The following is a 21,182-nucleotide window of genomic DNA, read 5'->3' on the forward strand; positions in this document are numbered from 1 at the left end:
GCAGATAGCAGACAGGCAGCCATGGGCTGCCTGTTTTGTTAGAGGATGTTTTGTTAACGGGCTCTGCCGATTCAGGGCTTGAAGGCGCCGATAAAGATGGCGGGATCGACCCGGGTGTCGTTGAGGCTGACGTTCCAGTGCATATGGGGGCCGGTAGCGCGGCCGGTCGAACCGACTCGCCCGACGATGCCGCCCCGCGGCAGGCTCTGGCCGAGCTTCACATCGATCTTCGACATGTGGCAGAACATGCTGATGAGCCCCTGACCGTGGTCGACAAAGACGGTATTGCCATTGAAGAAGTAGTTGCCGATCAGGATCACCTTGCCTGCGGCGGGGGACTTGATCGGGGTGCCGGCACCCACTGCGAAGTCGAGGCCGGAGTGGGGATTGCGCTCCTCGCCATTGAAGAAACGACGCAGGCCAAACGGGCTGGAGAGGGGGCCGTTGACCGGCTTGTCGAACATCAGGTTGCTCGGCTGGTAGGGGCTGAAGGTCTGGTAAGCCCGGGTCTGCTCCGCCAGCTCGCGGTTGATACGTGTCATATCCTCGGCGAGCGGATTGACCTGACGGCTGTTCTTGAGCTTGATGTGCTGCTCGCGGTAGTGCTTGGGGGTGACGGTGAAGCCGAGAGTGCGGCCATCACCTGTGGTCAGTTGTTGGGTGCCGGGCTTGCTTTTCAGAGAGATGCCGACGATGGCGATCCACTGGTTGTCTTCGCGCACTACCAGCACGGGTTTGTCGTGATAGCGGGCCGTGGGGGCAGTGGGTGACGCGCCAAGAGGGATCACCGCAACGCCACCTGGCACCGGATGGTTGAGCAGGCGACTGATAAAACCCTCGGCCAGAACTGAATGGCTGGCCAGTAACAACAACAGACAACACACAACTCTCATGACGATATCACTCGATGTTAAAACGCCCGGGATGGCGGGATGACAACCTCCTGTCCGGCAGTCGCCGATCACTAAAGGGTGGTCACGACATGCTGGCCACGACAGGCGCGGCTGGAGGAGGGGACAGATTGTGCCTCGTTATGGTCGGGGCAGCCAGTGGCGGGGCGTGGCTGATGCCCCTTTTGTGCGTAGCTGCGTCAGGTTTTATGTCGTGGTCGGGCCGCTTCGCCATTGAGTCGCCCCCGCCCTGGCTCTAGAATCGGCTTCCGGCACTGATGCCACCGACACTCCGAGGAGACGATATGAACGGATTACCCCCTTTGCGCACCACTCCGGCCCGGTACACGACAGGTCGTGGCTGGCTCTGGGTTCGCAGCGGGTTCGATATCTTCAACAAGGGGATGGGGATCAGCGTGGCCATGGTGCTGGTCTGGTTTATGGTGGGTATGCTGCTGGAGCAACTGCCAGCGGGTGGCCTTATCTCCCAGCTGCTCTACATGGTGTGGGGCGCGGGTTGGGTGGCGGTCGCCGCTCGGGGTTATCGGGGGGAGCCGCTGCAGTTTGCCGATCTCTTCGCCGGTTTTCGCCACAAGCTGACCCCGCTGATGCTAGGCGGTCTGCTGGTGTTGCTGCTGTTCAGCCTGGTGGGCCTCGTCTGTCTCGGTCTGCTCTCCATGTGGGGGCTGCTCCCGCTGCTGACGCAGGATCCCGAGAGCATGGTGGTCTCAGCCAGTCAGTTGCAACAACTGCTGCTGGTATTGCTGGTGGGGATGCTGCTCATCATTCCCGTGCTGATGGGGGTCACCTTTGCTCCGGCGCTGATCTACCACCACGATATCGGCATCATCCAGGCGGTACGGCTGAGCTTCTTCGGCTGCTGGCGCAATATTTTTCCCTTCTTCTGGTGGGGGCTACTCTCAGCCATTTTGTTGCTGTTTGGTGCTGTGCTGTTGCTGGTAGGTCTGCTGGTGGTGATCCCGGCGCTCAACTACTCCATCTATGTGGCTTATCGGGATATTTTCCTGGACGAGAGTGCGCAGCCGGAAGCGCCGCATTCAGAACCATTCGGATTTGAAGCCTGATCAAGGGGTCAGAGTGAAGAAGGGGCCCGCAGCGGCCCCTTCGTTATGTTTGGGTGTGCGGAGTGCTTACTCCTGCCAGATGGGATCCGCCGCCATGCGGGCCAGCAGAAAATCGAGGAAGCTGCGCAGCAGTGGCGACATCTGTTTGCGGGTGGCATACACCCCGTAGACCCCGAGCCGCTTGGGCTGCCAGTCGGTCAGCAGGGGCACCAGTTCCCCGCGCTCCAGATAGGGTTGGGCCGAGTAGCGGGGTTGCAGGCTGATCCCTGCGCCTTCCAGCGTTGCTTCCAGCAGCAGGTTGGAGATATTGGCGCTCAGGTTACCGCTGACCGGCACTGACTCGGGACCGTCCGGTCCATTGAACTCCCACAGGCTCTTGCCGAAGTAGGTGTAGGTGAGGCAGTTGTGCAGCGCCAAATCCTGCACCTTGTGTGGCATCGGATGACGGGCCAGATAGGCCGGGCTGGCGCAGACTACCGAGTGGCAGGTGCCGAGACGACGCGCTACCAGATTGGGGTCGAGGTCGTTGGTGATGCGCACCGCCAGATCGATCCGCTCCTCTACCAGATTGACGGTTCTGTCGAGCAGCAGAATGTCGATGGCCGTCCCCGGGTATTGCGCGAGATAGTCGTTGGCAGCCCCGACCAGCAGTGCTTCTGACAGGGAGTAGCTGCTGGTGATCCGCAGTTGCCCCTTGGGGGCGTCATCCCCCTTCACGGCGATCTGCTCCATCTCCTCGCCGAGTGCCAGCATTGCGCGGGCCCGGTTCAGCGCCTCCTCTCCCGGCCCGGTCAGGCTCAGACGACGGGTGGTGCGGTGCAGCAGGCGGGCGCCCATCCAGCTCTCCAGCTCGGCCAGATAGCGCGACACCATGGCGCGCGACATATCCAGTTTCTCTCCGGCGCCGCTCAGGCTCCCTTGTTCGACTACGCTGACAAAGACCCGCAATGCGGTCAGTCGATCCATGTATGGCTCTCTATATGTTCGATATGTGCAACAGTGATGCGCCTTTTATGCTGTATTTGCACCTTAAGTGATCCAATACACTGTGTCCATCAAATGAACCCCCGAATACTTAATGAGGAATAGATGATGAACAACACCCTGATCCGCAACCTGACTCTGGCGACCACCCTGCTGAGTGGCGCCGCACTGGCCACCCCCCTGAGCGTGACCGTCTACAACCCTGGCGAGAAGGCGATCTTCCCGGTCTCCTCCTCACTGGTGACCGGTGACAAAGAGGCCATCCTGATCGATGCCCAATTCGATGTGCAAAATGGTCAGGCGCTGGTCGACATGATCAAGAAGAGTGGCAAGAAGCTGACCACTGTCTATATCAGTGCCGGTGACCCCGACTTCTACTTCGGTCTGGAGCCGGTCATGGCGGCGTTCCCGGATGTCAAAGTGCTGGCCGACCAGCATGTGGTTGACCACATCAACCAGACCAAGGATGCCAAGCTGAGCTACTGGAGCCCGATCCTCGGGAAGGGTGCACCGAAGAGCCTGACCGTGCCGCAAGTGATGACCGCCAGCCACCTGACGCTGGATGGCGAGAAGATTGAAATCAAAGAGATGAATACCCCGAATGCCTACCTCTGGGCCCCTTCCATCAAGACTGCTTTTGGTGGTGTACCGGTCTACCACGGGGTGCATGTCTGGATGGCGGACAGCCAGACCAAGGCTGCTCGCAGCAACTGGGTCAAGGCGCTGGATAACCTGCTGGCCCTGAAACCCGAGCGTGTGGTACCCGGCCACTTCCTAGGGACTGCTCCCAAAGGCACTGCTGCTGTGACCTTTACCCGTGACTATGTAGAGCGTTTCGAACAGGAGCTGGCCAAGGCGAAAAACTCCGGTGAGCTGATTGAGGCTCTGAAGAAAGCCTATCCGGCACTGCCGGTTGACGATGGTCTGGCCATCGGTGCCAAGGTCAATACCGGCGAGATGAAGTGGTAAGCCACTGAGCCTGCTTTCCCTGTGTTTTTTTACCGGGCCTAAGGGCCCGGTTTTTTATCCGAGATCGAAGCGAGAATGAAGATGAGCGAACAACAAACCACCCTCCATTATGTCTATGACCCCCTCTGTGGCTGGTGCTACGGTGCCGCCCCCCTGTTGCAGGCGGCTGCCACCATTGCTGGGCTCAAGATCGATCTGCATGCGGGCGGTCTCTGGATGGGTAGTCGCCGTCAGCCGATGGGCGAGGCATTGCGTGATTATGTGCGCCCCCATGATCAGCGGATCGAAGCGCTGACCGGCCAGCATTTTGGCGAACGCTACTTTAACGAACTGCTGCTGCGGGAAGGCTGTCTGCTGGACTCCGAGCTGCCGATCCGTGCGGTTTTGGCCGTCACGGCGTTGGGGGGCGATGGGCTGGTCATGTTGCACCGGATCCAGCAATCCCACTATCGGGACGGGATCTGGATTGGTGAGCCAGCGTTTCTAGCCACGCTGGCGGCAGAGCAGGGGATTTCAGCCGAGGCATTCCAGCAAGCTTATCTGCAGGCCCCCTTGCTGCAACATCTGGCAGATAGCCAGGGCTGGATGAAACGGCTAGGCGGTCAGGGTTATCCCACCCTTGGGTTGATGCACAACGGTAAGGTGAGTGCTGTTCGAGTGGCTGACTTTTTGGGCGATCCTGCCGGGTTGCGTCAGCATCTTCTTGAGTTGATGGAATAGTTATTAGAATGTGAACGGACAAGGTCTCTTTAGAAGTGAAGTGAACGGGCCGATATTCCTGTATGCAGAAGCGATATGAAAGCCTTCGACTTTCTGCTTGCAGACTATGCTCTATGTGACCATTCCCGGCGGATTTGCGGGAGTGCAGACTCATTTCAAGGAAGCCCTCATATGTTCAAAAACATGTCTATTGGCCAGAAACTGAGCGCCGGATTTGCCATTCTGGCCTTGCTGGTTCTTGGCTTGGCCTGGTTCTCCATCAGTCAGTTAGCAAAGCTCCATAGTGATACCGAGACCATTACCGGCAATTTGTTGCCTTCTACTCGTCTGGCGAGTCAGATGCATGTCGCCGTGCTGGATGCGCGCCGTTCAGAGCTGGCCCAGGTAATTGGTGGCCTTAACAAGGATGATCAGGAGGTGAGTGAACGAGCTCTAACCTTCAACAAGGCCAAGCAGGAGTTTGAGCAGGCCGTCCAAAAATACGGTGCTTTACCTTTCACTACTGGTGAAGAGAAACAGGTTTATGAGCAGGTGGTTGCGGCGGGGGCCAAGTATTTTGCGGTGCATGACCAGTTGTTAAGTGCCTTTGCTACTGGCGATCTGGAGCGAGTCAGAAGTCTGCGCAAAAACGAAACCCGGGTCGCGCTGGAGGAGGTGGAAGCAAAATCCTTCCGCCTGCGGGAAATCAATAACGAGATTGCGGCCCAGATGACAAAAGATGTGGAGGCGCTCTACAGCAGTGCCAGAACCATGAGCGTCATTGTCAGTCTGGTGACGCTGGGTTTTGTTGTGGCAATTGCCTGGCTGCTGACCGGTCAGATCCGCAATCCGGTGATGGCGTTGCTGGAACAGACCCGGCGGGTCTCCTCTGGTGATCTCACCTCCCGCATCGATATGCAGCAGTTCAACAATGATGAACTGGGAACCCTTGCCAAAGGGTTTGGTGAAATGCAGACCAATCTGCGCACTCTGGTGAGTGAAGTGTCGGGCTCTGTGGTGCAACTGAGTTCCGCCGCGGAGGAGATCAGCTCTGTTGCCAGCCAGTCAGCCAACAACATGAATGCTCAGCAACATGAGCTGAACCAGCTGGCGACGGCGATGAACGAGATGCAAGCTACGGTGCAGGAGGTCTCGCGCAACACCAGCGATGCGGCCAGTGCCGCCACCTCGGCCAGCGAAACGGCAGAGATTGGTGCGCAAACGGTGAATGACTCCATTCTGCGCATCGAGCGGGTCGCCGGTGCTATCGAGAGCACTGCGGTGGTGATCCGCCAACTGGGCGATGACAGCCGCAATATCGGCATGGTGCTGGAGGTGATCCGTGGCATTGCCGAACAGACCAACCTGCTGGCATTGAACGCCGCCATTGAAGCGGCCCGTGCCGGTGAGCAGGGGCGGGGTTTTGCGGTGGTGGCCGATGAGGTGCGTACTCTGGCCAAGCGCACTCAGGATTCCACCTCCCAGATCAACACCATCATTGCCGAGTTACAGCAGCGTGCCGAACAGGCCGGCAGTACCATGCAACAGAGTCAGGAGCTGATGAACACCACGGTTGCTACCGCGCGGGAAGCTGGCGAGTCCATTTCCCAGATCAGTGGCTCAGTCAGCAGCATCTCTCACATGAACATCCAGATTGCAACGGCCACCGAAGAACAGGGAGCGGTGAGCGAGGAGCTCAACCGTAACGTGGTCAATATCAGCCATGCTTCCGAAGAGGTGGCCGCCGGTGCCACCCAGATGGCTCAGGCATGCAACGAGTTGAACCATTTGGCTACCCAGTTGCAGGATATGGTGCGCCGTTTCAGGGTGTAATCCCTCGGCGAGCCAAACAGCCCGATTACCGCAAGGTGATCGGGCTTTTCTGTTTTGGAGGGGCAGCCAGAGAGGTTCACCGCGAGCGGATGACTTGTCCCGCCGGACGATATTGTGCATGCTGATGGCCCATTTTCCAGGCAGGACTCTTGCTGTATGAATCTTCGCGATCTCGAATATCTGGTGGCGCTGGATGAGGAAAAACATTTTCGTAAAGCTGCTGAACGCTGCTTTGTCAGTCAACCCACCCTGAGCGGCCAGCTGCGCAAGCTGGAGGATGAACTCGGGGTCATTCTGATCGAACGTACCTCGCGCAAGGTGCTGTTTACTCCGGCTGGTGATGCCATGGCCCATCAGGCGCGTCGGGTGCTCAAGGAGGTGCGCGAGCTCAAGAGCATCGGTCAGCACTTCTCCGAGCCGATGTCCGGGGAGATCCATATCGGTTTCATTCCGACCGTGGGCCCCTACCTGTTGCCCCGCATTATCCAGACCCTGCGTGAGCGTTTTCCCCAGCTGGAGTTCTACCTCTACGAGGAGCAGACCCAAACCCTGCTCAAGCGGTTGGAAGAGGGGGAGCTGGATTGCGTCATTCTGGCCGAGATGCCGGGGATGGAAGGGTTTGGTTCAATCCAGCTCTATCATGAGCCGATGTGGTTGGCTGTGCCTTGCCATCACCCCGAAGCACAGGCCAGACAGGTGCCACTCGGTAATCTCAAGGGCAAGAAATTGCTGATGCTGGCCGATGGCCACTGTTTGCGGGATCAGGCGATGGGATTCTGTTTCGCCGGCGGGATAGGTGAGGATCAACGCTTCAAGGGGACCAGTCTGGAGACGCTGCGCAACATGGTGGCCGCCGGTAGCGGCATGACTTTGGTGCCAAAGTTGGCCGTACCTGCCGGTCATGATGAGGGCGGGGTGAGCTATCGACCTGTGGTTGACCCTGTGCCGGGGCGTACCATCTCGCTGCTCTATCGCCACTACTCGGTGCGTCGCCCCTGCTTCAACGAGCTGGCCGCCTCGATCGCCACGCTGATGAGCAAGCAGTTGGCCCAATAAAAAAACCGGCAGCCAAGGCTGCCGGTTTTGCTTCTGCCGCAAGAGCAGCTTAGAAGATATCGTCGGTTGAGACAGGCCCTTCCACATCGGGGTTGTCACCGCCGTAGACCTGATTGCCATCCGAGCTCGGTGCTGCGTAGCGGGTCGGCTCTGTCCCTTCCTTGAAGTATTCGTCGGTGCCGCCACTGGTCGCCAGCAGGCCAGTTTCGCTATCAATCTTCACCGTCATGATCCCTTCGGGAACCGGCATCTTGTGCTCCGGCAGTTTTTTGAGGGCGACTTTCATGAAGTCGATCCAGATAGGCTGCGCGGCACCACCACCAAACTCGGCACGGCCAAGGCCACGCTGGTGGTTGTCAAAACCGATCCATGAGGTAGCAACGATGTCCGGGGTGTAGCCGGAAAACCAGGCATCCCGCGATTCGTTGGTGGTACCGGTTTTACCGGAGATGTCGTGACGTTTCAGGTCGCGGGCTGCGCGCCAGCCGGTACCACGCCAGCCGTTGCCACCCCAGATGGCTGTGCTCAGGGTGTCGGTGATCAGGAACGCACTCTGGGCACTGATGGTATGCGGGGCGATGGTTGGCGCGAGAGGGGTCTGCGTGCCATCTTGTGCGGCTCCATCAACAGTTGGCTCCGGCAGTGTGCTCTGCTCGGGTGCAGCCTGCTGTTCGCAGGTGGTGCAAGCAATAGCAGGGTTGGCCTGATAGAGGGTGTTCTCAAGACTGTCGGTCACTTTGTCGATGAAGTATGGGGTCACCAGGAAGCCACCGTTGGCCAGTACCGAGTAACCACGCACCACTTCGAGGGGGGTGAATTCGGCAGCGCCCAGTGCCAGCGACTCATGGGGAGAGATGAAGTCGCGGGGGAAGCCAAAGCGGGTCAGACCGTCGATATAGGTATCCAGACCGATGGCGCGCATCAATCGAACCGACATCACGTTCTTGGACTTGGCCAGTCCCAGACGCAGCGGGGTGGGGCCATCATAAACGGCCGGGGAGTTCTTGGGCTGCCACATGGGCCCTTTTGACGGATCCCACTGGTTGATCGGCGCATCGTTGATGAGCGACGCTAGGGTATAGCCGTGCTCCAGCGCGGTCGCATAGAGGAAAGGCTTGATATTGGAGCCGATCTGACGACGCGCCTGATCGACCCGGTTGAATTTGGATAGTTCGAAGCTGAAACCACCGACCAGTGCTTCCAGCGCGCCATTTTTCGGGTTCATGGCAACCAGCGCGGCGTTGACGTCCGGGATTTGGGCCAGCAGCAACTCTTCGCCCTCTTCCCGCACCCAGATCTGGGCGCCGACTTTCAGCACATCGCGCGCCGATTTCGGGGCATAGCTCTGACGGTCGTCGGTAATAAAGGAGCGGGCCCATTTAATGCCGTTCCAGCCGAGCTCTGCTTCCTTGCCATTCTTCAGTACCAGCGTGGCGCTGCGATCACCGAGCTTGGTCACGACCGCCGCCATCAGCGGATCATAAGTGGGCTGCTTGCCAAGGTGAGCGACAATCTGCTCGTAATCCCAGGCTGTCTCGCCTGCCTTCCATAACTGAGCCGTCGGGCCACGATAGCCGTGACGCATGTCATAGGCAAAGACGCCATCCAGCAGCGCCTGTCTTGCCGCCCGCTGACGTTCGGCAGAGACGGTAGTGTAGACGTGCAGGCCCATGGTGTAGGCATCTTCACCGAACTGCTCGACCATCTTCTGGCGCACCATTTCCCCCAGATAAGGGGCGTGCAGGGTCACTTCGGCGCCGTGAAAACGGGCCTTGATCGGCATCTTGGACGCTTCGTCAAACTGGGCCTGGGTGATCTTGCCCGTTTCCAGCATCCGGCCCAGTACCACGTTGCGGCGAGCAAAGGCGCGCTCGGGGGAGCGGATGGGGTTGAGCATGGAGGGGGCTTTCGGCAGACCGGCAATGATGGCGATCTCGTCCAGTCCCAGATCCTTGACCTCTTTACCAAAGTAAACCTGTGCCGCAGCACCGATCCCGAAGGAGCGATAACCGAGGGGGATCTTGTTGAGGTAGAGTTCGAGGATCTCATCTTTTGAGAGATTCTGCTCGATCCGCCAGGCCAGGAAGACCTCCTTGATCTTGCGGATGATGGTCTTCTCATTGCTCAGGAAGAAATTGCGGGCAACCTGCTGGGTGATGGTACTGGCCCCCTGACGGGCATGGCCGGAAACAGCCCAGACGGATGCTGCTCGAATGATACCAATCGGGTCAATGCCCGGGTGCTCATAGAAACGTGCATCTTCGGTCGCCAGTACGGCATCGATCATGGGTTGCGGAATTTCGTCCAGACGCAACGGAATGCGACGAATTTCGCCATATTGGGCGATCAACTCCCCATCCCGGCTGTAAACCCGCATCGGGGTTGCCAGCTTGACGTCACGCAGTGCGGTGACATCGGGCAGTTGGGGTTTGATATAGAAGTAGATACCGATGAGGCTGGCAACACCCAGCACTGCACCCAGCATCATGACAATAAACAGGCGAACGAGCCATTTCAGCATGGAAGAACTACCAATCGTCTTAAAATTAGCCAACGGGCGCAGAGTATAGCCCTTTTGCCATCGGGAATTCGAGGTTTTCCTGTGGCGAGCCACCCACCTCAAAAGGATGCGAGAGGTTAGCACTACGGGGAGCAATAACCAAGGAGGGCCACTTGCCATGAAGAAAGCGAGATGGGTCACTTTTCGGCATAAACTTTATGACATTGATAGTTAGAGCATTTAGGATGAGTGAAGCACTCCTCTGATCGGGTGTCCTACACTCTGTTCAGGAATAAAACCAAATAACGCATGGATGTGTATATGTTTGGGCTTTTTAACAAGGGATCCCTCCTCCCTCTGGTGGGCATTGATTTTGGCAGCCAGACCATCAAGGCCGTTACCCTCAGTGGCCGACCTGGCAAGCTTCATCTCGAATCGGTCGCCGATATTGCCACCCCGAAAGGGACGCTGGTTGACTATCAATTGCAGGATATCGAGCGAGTCAGCCAATCTCTCAAGAGCCTCAAGCGTCTTATTCCAACTCACAGCGACTATGCCGCCACTGCGGTGACCGGTTCCAATGTGATAACCAAGGTGATCCAGATTGATGCCCGCCTCAGTGACAAGGAGCTGGAGAGTCAGGTGCAACTGGAGGCCGAGCAGATCATTCCCTTCCCCCTCGATGAAGTGAGTCTCGATTTTGAGGTGCTGAGCACCAACAACAGTGAAGATCGTCAGGATGTGCTGCTGAGCGCAGCCCGCACCGAGAGTGTCAACGGCCGGGTCAGCGCCCTTGCCGAAGCCGGTATTGCCGTCAAGGTGGTGGATGTGGGCGCCCATGCGCTGGGCCGTGCCGTGGTGGCCTGTCTGCCCGAATTGCAGGAGAGTGAACGGCCGATCGGGGTGATAGATATCGGTGCCAGTGCCATGACCTTTGCGGCGCTGGTCAAGGGAGAGGTGATCTACTCCCGCTTGCAAAACTTCGGCGGCGATCAGTACAGCCAGGCGCTCTCCTCCTTTTATGGCATGACGCTGGATGAGGCTGAGCAGGCTAAAACCAAAGGTACCTTGCCTGTTGACCATGAGCTGGATGTGCTGATGCCCCACATCAACTCGCTGTTGCAGCAAGTGCGGCGCAATATCCAGCTGTTTTGCAGTTCATCCGGTTATCGCGACATCGCAAAACTGGTGCTGACGGGGGGAGGCAGTCTGCTACCCGGTTTGTTGGTGCAGGTAAAAGAAGAGGTCAATTGCGAGGTGTTGCACCCGGATCTGTTCGCTCTGTTTGGCAAACCGAAAGGGGAGGCCGAGCTGGTACATGGTGCTAAATATATGACGGCATTCGGGTTGGCTCTGAGGAGTTTCACACCATGTCAAATATAAACCTTCTACCCTGGCGTGAAGCCCGGGCCCAGCGCCAAAAGAAACAGTTTGGGGCCTTGCTGGGGATTTTTGTGCTGGCCACGGTCGCGTTGGGATTTTTTGCCAACTGGCTGGTTGATCGCCAGATCGCCGCCCAGCAGCAGCGCAACCAGAGGCTGGTTCAGGAGATGACTATTCTGGATGCCCAGCTGGGGGAGATCCGTCTGCTCAAAGAGCGTCGCAAGGAACTGATCGATCGGATGCAGCTCATCGAACAGTTGCAGATGCGCCGCAATGTGCCCGTCCGCCTCTTCAATCAGCTGCCTTCACTGGTGCCCAACGGGGTTTACCTGAACACCCTCTCAATGCAGAACAATATTATTGATGTAAATGGCAAGACCGAAGCCTATGGTCGGGTGGCCAGCATGATGCGGCGGATTGATGGTTCCGGTTGGTTGGGTCAGGCAAAGATAAGCACTATTTTTGCGGCTGATGTTGCGCCAGTGTCATTGAGCCAGTTTTCCATGATGTTCCTGATCGCCAACAATGCTGCGGCTGCAGGGAATGTGGCCAAGGAGCAACAATGAACCTTCAGCAACTCAACGAGTTGGATATCAATGACATAGCAAGCTGGCCAAAATGGGCAAAAGGGGTCTTCATCTTTTTCTGCTGCGTGTTGACCGGCGGCGCCATCTACTACTACGTGATTGCCAACTCACTGACCAGTTTGACTCAGGAAGCGGGGAAAGAGACCGAACTGAAAGCCCAGTTTGAAAGCAAGGCGATGCTGGCTGCCAACCTGGGGGCATACAAGGCGCAAATGGTTCAGCTTGAGCAACTGGTCGATACCCAGCTCAAGCAGTTGCCCAATACCCATGAGGTCGCCGGTCTGCTGGACGATATCAGCTTTATTGCTACCGACAACGGCTTGAAATTGAACCGGATCAACTGGGAACCCGAGGTAAAGCACGAGTTTTCAACCGAGCTACCAATGCGTATCGAAGTCGTGGGCACTTACCATGAAATTGGCAAGTTTACCGCTGACATGGCCGCTTTGCCCCGTATCGTCATCCTTGACTCCTTCACTCTGGGTCAGAGCAAGGATGAAGGGGAGCTGATTTCGATGTCGATGCTGGCCAAGACCTACAAGTACAACGGTAAAACAGTGGAGCCGAAACAATGAGACGCATCTGCTGGTTATTGCCTGCCCTCTTGCTGGCGGCCTGTGGTGGTCAGGAGGACATGGATAGCTATGTCGCCCAGACCAAAGCAAGGCCACCCATACCTATCGAGCCCTTGCCCGAGCTGAAGCCTTTTGCCCCTATGCACTACCAGCAACGCGAGTTGCGCAGCCCCTTCATGGTTCCCCAGCCTGAGGCGACGGTCGGAAGTACAAGTACTGCCAAGGCCCAGCCGGATTGTGCACAGACCCTGATGGATCGTGAGAAAGAGGTGCTGGAAAATTATTCGCTGGCCAGTCTGTCGATGCATGGTTCTTTGGGTAAGGCGGGTCAGTTGTGGGCCTTGATCAGCACCCCGGATGGCAAATCGATGCGGGTCGGGCTCAACCAGTATATGGGGCTTGATCAGGGTCGGGTCATCAAGATCACAGACACTGCCGTGGATTTGCTGGAAACCATTCCGGACGGGAAGGGGTGCTGGGTAACAAGAGAAACCCAGTTGGCAATGGCCAATGTGCAAGAAAAACAATAATCAGGGACGAACAGCAATGAGAACAATAATAGAGAGTGTATCCAAAGTGGCTTTGCTGTTTTGCGCCAGCGCCCTCAGTCAGGCGTGGGCAGTGGCAACCCTGCAGGAGATCAAGGTCAATCCGCTGCTTGCCGATCAATTGCTGGTGGAGCTCAGTTTTAGTGAGCCGGTCACTGGCTTTACCGATCGTCTCTCTTATCAGCCCAATCAGCTGTTGTTGCATGTTCCCGGTGCGGTAGGGGCACTTAAAGTGAACCCGCTGCCGATCCAGCGCCTGGGGGTAGATAATATCAAGGTTGAGGGTAAGGGCGCAGGTCTGGATATCAAGATCGCACTCGATCAGCTGGCCCCCTATCAGGTTCAGCAACAGGGGAACAAATTACTGGTGTCATTGGGCGAGGGGGCCTCTTCCGGGCTCATTAATGGTGAGAGCGCCCTGATTGCACCCTCACCCTCGGCTACTCCTGTGCCAGCGCCCTCTGCGATGGTGGTCACACCCTCTCCTTCGGCGCTGCTCAATCCTCAGGTCGTTGCCCGGTCTATGCCTGTTGCGCCCGTGACAACGCCGGTAGCCACACATCCTGCCAGCAAGCCGGTGCTCAACAACTATCAGAGCAGTGGGGGCGGCGCCTATTTCAACACGGTTACCGGTGTGGATTTTCGTCGTGGTAAAGATGGCCAGGGGGAGTTTCTGGTCACGCTGGATAACAGCTCCGCCGCCGTTGATGTGAGCAGCCGCGGCCAGACCGTACTGGCCAAGTTTCATGGCACTCGGGTACCGGATGGCTTGCTTAATCTGATCAATGTGCAGGATTTTGCAACGCCGGTCTCACAGGTTGAAGTCTCCCGGCAGGGGAGCGATACCCTGTTTGAACTGTCGATCAATGGTCAGTTTGATTACCGTTACGATCAGGCAGACAAGCTCTTCATTATCGAGGTGAAAAAGCGGACGACGGCCACGGCATCCAAGCAGTATCAGGGTAAGCCCATCTCATTGAACTTTCAGGATATTCCAGTCCGTACCGTATTGCAGCTTATTGCCGATTTCAACAACCTTAACTTGGTAACCACAGATTCGGTATCAGGCAATATTACCCTGCGTCTGGATGGGGTGCCGTGGGAGCAGGCGCTCGACATTATTTTGAAGGTGCGGGGTCTGGATAAGCGGTTGGATAACAACATCTTGCTGGTAGCGCCTGCAGAAGAGATCGCAACACGCGAGAAGCAGCAACTTGAGAGCCGCAATCAGGTCGCTGATTTGGCGCAGCTTTATACCGAATATCTGCAGATAAACTATGCCAAGGCCTCGGAAGTGGCGGCTCTGCTCTCTTCCGAAAGTACCAAGTTGCTGTCACCCCGTGGTGCGGTCAGCGTGGACGAGCGAACCAACGTGCTGGTGGTCAAGGATACCGCCGATGTCATCAGCAGCATCAAACGGATGCTCGATATTCTCGATATTCCGGTCAAGCAGGTGGTTATCGAGGCGCGGATGGTGACCATTGATGACGGCTTTGATGAAGCGCTCGGGGTGCGTTGGGGGGTGACCAAAAACGATGGTCATGGCAACAGTACGTCCGGCTCCATCGAGGGGAATGATGGCTCTGGTAACAACAATGGTGGCTCGACAATTACCAGACCGACAGCAGACGATCGGTTGAACGTCAATCTGCCGGTGACCAATGCGGCCGGTACTTTGGCCTTCCAGGTTGCCCGTTTGGCTGATGGCACCTTGCTGGATCTCGAGTTGTCGGCGCTGGAAAAAGAGAGCAAGGCCGAGATTATCGCCAGTCCGCGGGTGACCACTGCGAACCAGAAACCGGCATTGATCGAGCAGGGTACCGAGATCCCCTATGTGGAGTCATCTTCCAGTGGCGCTACCTCGGTTACCTTCAAGAAGGCGGTATTGAGCCTGAAGGTTACCCCGCAGATCACCCCTGACAATCGGGTGATTCTCGACCTGACCGTGACCCAGGATACCAAGGGTGAAACGGTACCGACCGGTACCGGTGATGCGGTTTCCATCAACGCCCAGTCCATCACCACTCAGGTGCTGGTGAACAATGGCGAGACCCTGGTGCTGGGCGGCATTTATCAGCAGACCATCAAGAGCGATGTAACCAAGGTGCCGCTGCTGGGCGACATTCCCGGATTGGGGGCCTTGTTCCGCAAGACCACCAGCGAGAACAAAAAGCGGGAATTGCTGATTTTCGTGACGCCCAAGATAGTCACCGACGCCTTCTGAATGCTTTACATGTGAGGGTAAAACACATATAACCTTACGCCCCAATGAGGCTGGGGCGTAAGGGCTGCGGTTGCCAGTCCCGATATCTATTGAGATAATCCCCCTCCTGATCCATCGCAAGATAAGGTTCATAGGTACCCCGATCCAGTATTCATCGGGGTCGTACAGTTTGTAATTACTAACGAAAAGACATGGCTGAGAAACGCAATATTTTCCTGATAGGTCCCATGGGTGCGGGCAAGAGCACCATAGGTAGACATCTGGCAGAACAACTGCATATGGAGTTTTTCGACTCAGATCATGAGATTGAGCGCCGCAGTGGTGCTGATATCGGCTGGGTGTTCGATGTTGAAGGCGAAGAAGGTTTCCGGATTCGCGAAGAGAAGGTGATCGGCGAATTGTCAGAGCAGCAGGGTATCGTGCTGGCGACGGGTGGCGGTGCCATCAAGAGTCGTGAAACCCGCAACAAGTTGTCTGCTCGTGGCATCGTGGTCTACCTCGAAACCACAATCGAAAAGCAGCTGGCGCGCACACAGCGAGACAAACGCCGCCCTCTGCTACAGACCGAAGAACCGGCACGCGAAGTGCTGGAACGTCTGGCACAAGAGCGTAATGCCCTGTATGAAGAGGTTGCCGACTTTGTTGTGCACACTGATGACCAGAGCGCAAAAATCGTTGCCAATCAAATTGTAAAACTGATCGGTATGTAATCTAGAGGACGTCCATGGAACGGTTGAAGGTCGAACTGGGTGAACGCAGCTATCCCATCGAGATAGCTGCAGGGTTGTTGCAGCGCCCCGAGGCGCTGGTATCGACCATCAAGGGCAAGCGGGTGATGATAGTGACCAACACGGTTGTTGCTCCGCTTTATCTTGAACAGGTAACCGCTCTGCTGTCGGGTTTTCAGGTTGAACACCTGATCCTGCCTGACGGCGAGGCGTACAAGAACCTGGCGACCTTTGAGCAGATCATGTCTGCTCTGCTTGAAACCAACCATGGGCGCGATACGACACTGATCGCTCTGGGGGGCGGCGTGATCGGGGATGTGGTGGGCTTTGCGGCAGCAAGCTATCAACGTGGCATTCCTTTTATCCAGATCCCGACCACTCTGCTCTCCCAGGTTGACTCCTCTGTTGGCGGTAAAACCGCTGTCAACCACCCCCTCGGCAAGAACATGATTGGGGCTTTTTATCAGCCCAAACAAGTTGTTATCGATACCGAATGTCTGAGTACCTTGCCCGCCCGCGAATTTGCCGCAGGGATGGCCGAGGTGATCAAGTACGGCATCATTTGGGATGCTGATTTCTTCAGCTGGCTGGAGCAGAACATGGTGCGTCTGCAACAGCTGGAACCTGCCGCGCTGGCCTACGCCATCAAACGCTGCTGCGAGATCAAAGCCGATGTGGTCGGTCAGGATGAGACCGAGCACGGCGTCCGTGCTCTGCTCAATCTGGGTCACACCTTTGGTCATGCCATCGAGGCCGAGCAGGGGTATGGCAACTGGCTGCATGGTGAAGCGGTATCCGCTGGCACCATGCTGGCAGCTTGGACTGCGCAGGCCCGTGGCGATATGAGCGAAGAGGACGTTGCGCGAGTGCGCGCTCTGCTGCTGGCCGCCAATTTGCCCATTCATGCGCCTGCCGAGATGGATTTCGCCGCCTTTATTCGCCATATGCGCCGTGACAAGAAGGTGCTGGAAGGCAAGCTGCGTCTGGTGTTGCCGGTTGGCATCGGCCATGCGCAGGTGGTGGGGGATGTGTCCGATGCCGAGTTGCTGGCGGTGATCGAGTCTGGTCGTGACGAATAAACTGCTAAAACTTCCTTCCCAGCGGCAGCTGGTTGACCGGCTGCTGCATCTGATTGAATTCAATCACCCTTTCATTTTTCTCTCCGGTAAACCCGGTTGTGGTCGCGGTACCCTGTGCGAATCCCTGCTCGGCGTGTTGCCGGAAAAAGTGCGGGTGGTAAGCCTGATTGGTACACCTGCCATGAAGATGGTGGATGTACGCCAGCTGTTGCTACCACAGGTGGTGGCGCGCCCGCTGTTCAATCCACAGGATGCGCTGGCGGAGAGCTTCTTTCGCATGCTGGAGGGGAGCAAGCCAGCCACCCTGTTGCTGCTGATAGAGCGGGCCGACCAGTTGCCAGCCGAATTGCTGGGAGAGTTGTGGGCGATCATCCGTCATAACGATACCCTGGCGGCGCCCCATCAGCTGGCCATTATTGTCTCGGGCAGTGACGTCTGGTGTCGTACCCAACGACCGCAGCTCAAAGGGCGTGCCATGCCAGCCCTTGAGCTGGAAGTGCCGCCCCTGAGCCCGCCCGAGCAGCGCATCTTCTTGTATGAGAAAGCCAAAGAGCTCAAGATCCCGGCGACCCTCTTGCCCAAGCCGCAAGTGGAGGAGATCCTGAAAACGGCGAACGGACATCCGTCCACCATCATGCAGTTACTGGAGGATATCATGACCGACAGAAGGCCCAAGAAGCGTCAGGCGGAGTTGCCTGTCAAGAAGATTGCCACCGCTATCGCGCTGGTCGCTGGCGGGCTACTGGCTTTGAGCTACCTGCTGCCTGCGCTGTTTGACAATGAAAGCAAACCGGCACTGCAGGATCCGGCGCAGAACACGGCATTGCCGATCCCGGTAGCGGGAGGCGATCCCCTCACCGCAGGCGGTTCGAATACCGATGCCGCTGCACAAGGCGCGCAAAACAGCGATGCAGCCAGCAATCCCAACGGGGTAGTGAAGGATTGGCAGCCGGAGGCGAAAGTGCTGCCCAAATCGGTGGAGAGCGAAACCGTGACCACCGAATCAACCAATTACGAAGGGCGTCGGGTGGTGATCTCTGACGAGGTCGTGCAAAAGCTGATGACCGAACCCAAGGTGAGCGGCGCACTGCCTACTGACGTGGTGGACGAGCTGACCGGCAAGAACCCGAGTGGCACAGCCCCCAGTGGTGCAATCGCAACCACGGCGCCAGCCAGTACCTCCAAAGCACTGAATCCGGCTACAACCGCAATGCCTGCGGCCACCACCAAAACAGCCAGCAACGAGCCGGTTGCCGCGCATGCACCCAAAGTGGCCCTGACACCGGTCGCCACCTTGAACAAGAAGCCGCGCAATCACTACAGCGTTCAGCTGATGGGGGCGAGCAACACCAAGGCGGTGGATCAATTTGTCGCCGAGCATGGTCTGGCGGGCAAGGTCTGGGTCTATCAGACCAAATTCCGTGGCAGCCCCTGGTATGTGGTGCTGCAAGGGGATTATGCCGGTCTGACCCAGGCCAAGAGTGCCATTCGCAAGCTTCCGCCAGCCTTGCTGAAAGGCCAGCCCTGGCCCAAGTCGTTTGCACAGGTACAAAAAGAGCTGAAGCAATAGCCTTGATACCGGATAAGGGGGTAGAATCGTCCCCCTTTTTGGGTCTTGCCTTCTTACACACCGGATTTCCATGAAAAAAACACGCGCTTTTTTAAAATGGGCCGGGGGAAAATACTCCCTGGTTGAAGAGATTGCCGAGCGCCTGCCGGCCGGGCGTGTGTTGCTGGAGCCCTTCGTCGGGGCCGGGTCTGTGTTTCTCAACACCGACTACGACGCGTATGTGCTCAACGACATCAATCCGGATCTGATCTGCCTGTACAACCACCTCAAGCTGACGCCGGACAGTTTCATTGCCGAGGCGCGCAAGCTGTTTGTGGCAGAGCACAACCACAAGGCGGCCTATTACCGGCTGCGTACCCAGTTCAATCAGACCGAGACCACCTTCGAGCGGGCACTCTTGTTCCTGTTTCTCAACCGTCACGGTTTCAACGGACTGTGCCGCTACAACAAGAAGGGCGGCTTCAACGTGCCGTTCGGTTCCTACAAGAAACCCTATTTCCCGGAAAAAGAGCTGTGGGCCTTTGCCGAAAAGGCGCAGAAGGCGACCTTTATCTGCGAGAGCTACGCCGACGCCATCAAGCGTGCCGAAGAGGATTGGGTTATCTATTGTGATCCACCCTATGCGCCGCTCTCCACTACGGCGAGCTTCACCACCTATGCCTCCGGTGGGTTTACCCTGGATGATCAGGCGATCCTGGCGCGACTGGCTCGCCACACAGCCGCTCACAAAGGGGTGCCGGTGCTGATCAGCAACCACGATATCGAGCTGACTCGTGAGCTTTATCGCGGTGCCCGCCTCGACGAGATCCTGGTCAAGCGCACCATCAGCCGCAACGGCGGCACCCGCAACAAGGTGGCCGAGTTGTTGGCGCTCTATCCGCCCGGAATCGAACCGGAGCAGGGCTACTATCCCAGTGACAGCGAACAGCTGCCACTGACGTAACAGACCATGCGGCGCCCAAGGGCGCCGTTTTTTATGGGCGAGTCCGCGCCCGTGCCGATGCCGCAAAACCCGGGTGGCTGGGGGAGGGGAGGCGATTGCCCCATTTACCCCGCATTCGAGTCGTTTTCGCCCGCCTTTTACGTTAAAATTGCGCCGCTTTTTCTCCCTGGCTGCCAATGGATGATGCTGATGAAAGACTTTCTGATTGCCCCCTCGATCCTCTCTGCCGATTTTGCCCGTCTGGGTGACGACGTAGCCAAGGTACTGGCTGCCGGTGCCGACGTGGTTCACTTCGACGTGATGGACAACCACTATGTCCCCAACCTGACCATTGGCCCCATGGTCTGTCAGGCGCTGCGTGACTACGGTATCGAGGCCCCCATCGACGTGCACCTGATGGTCAAGCCGGTGGATCGCATCATTCCTGATTTTGCCAAGGCCGGTGCTTCCCTCATCACCTTCCATCCGGAAGCCTCTGATCACGTTGATCGCTCTTTGGGCCTCATCAAGGAGATGGGCTGCCAGGCGGGTCTGGTGCTGAATCCTGCTACCTCGCTCTCCTGCCTCGAGTATGTGATGGACAAGCTGGACGTGATCCTGCTGATGTCGGTCAACCCGGGCTTCGGTGGCCAGAGCTTTATCCCCGGTACCCTCGACAAGCTGCGTCAGGTGCGTCGTCTGATCGACGAGAGCGGCCGCGATATCCGTCTCGAGATCGATGGCGGGGTGAAGGTCGACAACATTCGCGAGATCGCCGAAGCGGGCGCCGACATGTTTGTCGCCGGCTCGGCCATTTTCAGTCAGCCTGACTACAAGGCGGTGATCGACAAGATGCGTGCGGAGCTGGCTCATGTCACACGCTGAGCGCGCATTTGATTTGGTGCTGTTCGATCTGGACGGCACCCTGATTGACAGCGCCGCCCAGTTGGCGCTGGCAGTCAATCTGACGCTGACCGATCTGGGTCTGGAGCAAGCTGATGAAGCGGTGATCCGTACCTGGGTCGGCAACGGCGCCGACAAGCTGATCCAGCGGGCAATCGCCTATCGCGAGGCCGATCCCGAGCTGTTTGCCAAGGCCAGACCGATCTTTTTCCAGCACTACAACGCTTGCCTGCTGCAAGGGTTGGAGATGTATGACGGGGTTGCCCAGAGTCTGCGTCGCTTGCAAAGCCTGGGCTACAAGCAGGCGATCGTCACCAACAAGCCGAGCGATTTCGTGGCCCCTATCCTCGATGCCCTTGGCATCAGCGATTGTTTCGAACTCTGGCTCGGTGGCAACTGCGTGCCGGTCAAGAAGCCGAGCCCGGAGCCTTTGCTGCACGCTTGCCAGGAGTTGGGGGTGAGCCCGGCTCGCACCCTGATGGTGGGCGACTCAGAAAATGACGTGCTGGCGGCCAAGGCTGCCGGCATGAAGGTGGTGGGTCTTACATACGGCTACAACTATGGCCGTCCCATCGCCGACTCCCATCCCGACTGGGTATTTGAGCAGTTTGCCCAGCTCGATGCACTTTTGGTCTAATAGCGCAGCT

The 21,182-nt window shown here is 57.5% G+C and carries 19 protein-coding genes; 16 read left to right on the forward strand and 3 right to left on the reverse strand.

Annotated elements, in window-relative coordinates:
* Positions 1 to 71: 71 nt before the first annotated feature.
* Entirely contained in the window at positions 72 to 893 is an 822-nt protein-coding gene (locus ACTG20_RS07030; RefSeq protein ID WP_204382106.1) for a peptidoglycan DD-metalloendopeptidase family protein, read from the reverse strand.
* Positions 894 to 1,195: 302 nt separating this feature from the next.
* Here ACTG20_RS07030 and ACTG20_RS07035 point away from each other — a divergent pair, with 302 nt between their 5' ends.
* Positions 1,196 to 1,975 (forward strand): BPSS1780 family membrane protein, encoded by a 780-nt coding sequence (locus ACTG20_RS07035; RefSeq protein WP_042054576.1) that lies wholly within the window; start codon positions 1,196 to 1,198, stop codon positions 1,973 to 1,975.
* 66 nt (positions 1,976 to 2,041) lie between these two features.
* On the opposite strand, the gene ACTG20_RS07040 is transcribed toward ACTG20_RS07035, so the two are convergent.
* Positions 2,042 to 2,941 carry a LysR family transcriptional regulator gene (locus ACTG20_RS07040; RefSeq protein WP_005362277.1) on the reverse strand — a complete coding sequence of 300 codons (900 nt, stop codon included), beginning with the start codon at positions 2,939 to 2,941 and terminating at the stop codon, positions 2,042 to 2,044.
* A 126-nt stretch (positions 2,942 to 3,067) separates the two neighbouring features.
* On the opposite strand from ACTG20_RS07040, the gene ACTG20_RS07045 reads away from it, so the two are divergent.
* The 4 genes from ACTG20_RS07045 to oxyR all read left to right on the forward strand — a co-directional run bounded on the left by ACTG20_RS07045 (position 3,068) and on the right by oxyR (position 7,516).
* Complete coding sequence (locus tag ACTG20_RS07045; protein ID WP_042082822.1) at positions 3,068 to 3,928, forward strand: Vmh family MBL fold metallo-hydrolase; 861 nt, start codon at positions 3,068 to 3,070, stop codon at positions 3,926 to 3,928.
* A 75-nt stretch (positions 3,929 to 4,003) separates the two neighbouring features.
* Positions 4,004 to 4,648, forward strand: a complete 645-nt coding sequence (locus ACTG20_RS07050; protein ID WP_440007974.1) for a DsbA family protein — start codon at positions 4,004 to 4,006, stop codon at positions 4,646 to 4,648.
* Positions 4,649 to 4,819: 171 nt separating this feature from the next.
* The gene (locus ACTG20_RS07055; RefSeq protein ID WP_439987527.1) at positions 4,820 to 6,460 is read left to right on the forward strand and encodes a methyl-accepting chemotaxis protein; all 1,641 of its coding nucleotides are present in this window, start codon (positions 4,820 to 4,822) and stop codon (positions 6,458 to 6,460) included.
* Between the two features lie 156 nt (positions 6,461 to 6,616).
* The gene (gene oxyR / locus ACTG20_RS07060; RefSeq protein WP_439987528.1) at positions 6,617 to 7,516 is read left to right on the forward strand and encodes a DNA-binding transcriptional regulator OxyR; all 900 of its coding nucleotides are present in this window, start codon (positions 6,617 to 6,619) and stop codon (positions 7,514 to 7,516) included.
* A gap of 49 nt (positions 7,517 to 7,565) precedes the next feature.
* Here the strand turns inward: oxyR and ACTG20_RS07065 are convergent, their stop codons facing one another.
* Positions 7,566 to 10,037 (reverse strand): penicillin-binding protein 1A, encoded by a 2,472-nt coding sequence (locus ACTG20_RS07065; protein ID WP_042054572.1) that lies wholly within the window; start codon positions 10,035 to 10,037, stop codon positions 7,566 to 7,568.
* A gap of 300 nt (positions 10,038 to 10,337) precedes the next feature.
* Here ACTG20_RS07065 and tapM point away from each other — a divergent pair, with 300 nt between their 5' ends.
* From tapM to ACTG20_RS07120, 11 genes are all read left to right on the forward strand, one after another.
* Entirely contained in the window at positions 10,338 to 11,399 is a 1,062-nt protein-coding gene (gene tapM / locus ACTG20_RS07070; RefSeq protein ID WP_429151277.1) for a PilM family type IVa pilus assembly protein TapM, read from the forward strand.
* The gene (gene tapN / locus ACTG20_RS07075; RefSeq protein ID WP_139460500.1) at positions 11,387 to 11,965 is read left to right on the forward strand and encodes a PilN family type IV pilus biogenesis protein TapN; all 579 of its coding nucleotides are present in this window, start codon (positions 11,387 to 11,389) and stop codon (positions 11,963 to 11,965) included. Before tapM ends, tapN begins: the two co-directional genes overlap by 13 nt.
* Positions 11,962 to 12,561: a PilO family type IV pilus biogenesis protein TapO gene (gene tapO, locus ACTG20_RS07080; RefSeq protein ID WP_019446350.1), complete on the forward strand. Its 600-nt coding sequence runs from the start codon at positions 11,962 to 11,964 to the stop codon at positions 12,559 to 12,561. Before tapN ends, tapO begins: the two co-directional genes overlap by 4 nt.
* Entirely contained in the window at positions 12,558 to 13,091 is a 534-nt protein-coding gene (locus ACTG20_RS07085; protein WP_005335020.1) for a pilus assembly protein PilP, read from the forward strand. Before tapO ends, ACTG20_RS07085 begins: the two co-directional genes overlap by 4 nt.
* A 16-nt stretch (positions 13,092 to 13,107) precedes the next feature.
* Positions 13,108 to 15,333: a type IV pilus secretin PilQ gene (locus ACTG20_RS07090; protein ID WP_439987529.1), complete on the forward strand. Its 2,226-nt coding sequence runs from the start codon at positions 13,108 to 13,110 to the stop codon at positions 15,331 to 15,333.
* Positions 15,334 to 15,524: 191 nt separating this feature from the next.
* The gene (gene aroK, locus ACTG20_RS07095) at positions 15,525 to 16,043 is read left to right on the forward strand and encodes a shikimate kinase AroK (protein WP_005335014.1); all 519 of its coding nucleotides are present in this window, start codon (positions 15,525 to 15,527) and stop codon (positions 16,041 to 16,043) included.
* Positions 16,044 to 16,057: 14 nt separating this feature from the next.
* A complete protein-coding gene (aroB, locus tag ACTG20_RS07100) occupies positions 16,058 to 17,140 on the forward strand; it encodes a 3-dehydroquinate synthase (protein WP_127005894.1) in 1,083 nt (360 codons plus the stop codon).
* Positions 17,130 to 18,710, forward strand: a complete 1,581-nt coding sequence (locus ACTG20_RS07105) for an SPOR domain-containing protein (RefSeq protein WP_439987530.1) — start codon at positions 17,130 to 17,132, stop codon at positions 18,708 to 18,710. The genes aroB and ACTG20_RS07105 overlap by 11 nt, the downstream gene beginning before the upstream one ends.
* A gap of 70 nt (positions 18,711 to 18,780) precedes the next feature.
* Positions 18,781 to 19,653 (forward strand): Dam family site-specific DNA-(adenine-N6)-methyltransferase, encoded by an 873-nt coding sequence (locus ACTG20_RS07110; protein ID WP_439987531.1) that lies wholly within the window; start codon positions 18,781 to 18,783, stop codon positions 19,651 to 19,653.
* Between the two features lie 189 nt (positions 19,654 to 19,842).
* Positions 19,843 to 20,517, forward strand: coding sequence for a ribulose-phosphate 3-epimerase (rpe, locus tag ACTG20_RS07115; protein WP_005335006.1), 675 nt, complete (start codon positions 19,843 to 19,845; stop codon positions 20,515 to 20,517).
* Positions 20,504 to 21,172: a phosphoglycolate phosphatase gene (locus ACTG20_RS07120; protein ID WP_323936656.1), complete on the forward strand. Its 669-nt coding sequence runs from the start codon at positions 20,504 to 20,506 to the stop codon at positions 21,170 to 21,172. The genes rpe and ACTG20_RS07120 overlap by 14 nt, the downstream gene beginning before the upstream one ends.
* Positions 21,173 to 21,182 lie beyond the last annotated feature (10 nt).

It is taken from the genome of Aeromonas sp. 84A (assembly GCF_051919345.1).
GTDB lineage: Bacteria > Pseudomonadota > Gammaproteobacteria > Enterobacterales > Aeromonadaceae > Aeromonas > Aeromonas veronii.

Coding starts and splice junctions, on each gene's coding strand:
- ACTG20_RS07050 (WP_440007974.1), top strand. CDS start 4,004: ATGAAGATGAGCGAACAACAAACCACCCTCCATTATGTCTATGACCCC.
- ACTG20_RS07030 (WP_204382106.1), bottom strand. CDS start 893: ATGAGAGTTGTGTGTTGTCTGTTGTTGTTACTGGCCAGCCATTCAGTT.
- aroK (WP_005335014.1), top strand. CDS start 15,525: ATGGCTGAGAAACGCAATATTTTCCTGATAGGTCCCATGGGTGCGGGC.
- ACTG20_RS07040 (WP_005362277.1), bottom strand. CDS start 2,941: ATGGATCGACTGACCGCATTGCGGGTCTTTGTCAGCGTAGTCGAACAA.
- ACTG20_RS07065 (WP_042054572.1), bottom strand. CDS start 10,037: ATGCTGAAATGGCTCGTTCGCCTGTTTATTGTCATGATGCTGGGTGCA.
- rpe (WP_005335006.1), top strand. CDS start 19,843: ATGAAAGACTTTCTGATTGCCCCCTCGATCCTCTCTGCCGATTTTGCC.
- ACTG20_RS07090 (WP_439987529.1), top strand. CDS start 13,108: ATGAGAACAATAATAGAGAGTGTATCCAAAGTGGCTTTGCTGTTTTGC.
- tapO (WP_019446350.1), top strand. CDS start 11,962: ATGAACCTTCAGCAACTCAACGAGTTGGATATCAATGACATAGCAAGC.
- tapN (WP_139460500.1), top strand. CDS start 11,387: ATGTCAAATATAAACCTTCTACCCTGGCGTGAAGCCCGGGCCCAGCGC.
- ACTG20_RS07035 (WP_042054576.1), top strand. CDS start 1,196: ATGAACGGATTACCCCCTTTGCGCACCACTCCGGCCCGGTACACGACA.
- aroB (WP_127005894.1), top strand. CDS start 16,058: ATGGAACGGTTGAAGGTCGAACTGGGTGAACGCAGCTATCCCATCGAG.
- ACTG20_RS07045 (WP_042082822.1), top strand. CDS start 3,068: ATGAACAACACCCTGATCCGCAACCTGACTCTGGCGACCACCCTGCTG.
- ACTG20_RS07110 (WP_439987531.1), top strand. CDS start 18,781: ATGAAAAAAACACGCGCTTTTTTAAAATGGGCCGGGGGAAAATACTCC.
- oxyR (WP_439987528.1), top strand. CDS start 6,617: ATGAATCTTCGCGATCTCGAATATCTGGTGGCGCTGGATGAGGAAAAA.
- ACTG20_RS07085 (WP_005335020.1), top strand. CDS start 12,558: ATGAGACGCATCTGCTGGTTATTGCCTGCCCTCTTGCTGGCGGCCTGT.
- ACTG20_RS07120 (WP_323936656.1), top strand. CDS start 20,504: ATGTCACACGCTGAGCGCGCATTTGATTTGGTGCTGTTCGATCTGGAC.
- ACTG20_RS07055 (WP_439987527.1), top strand. CDS start 4,820: ATGTTCAAAAACATGTCTATTGGCCAGAAACTGAGCGCCGGATTTGCC.
- tapM (WP_429151277.1), top strand. CDS start 10,338: ATGTTTGGGCTTTTTAACAAGGGATCCCTCCTCCCTCTGGTGGGCATT.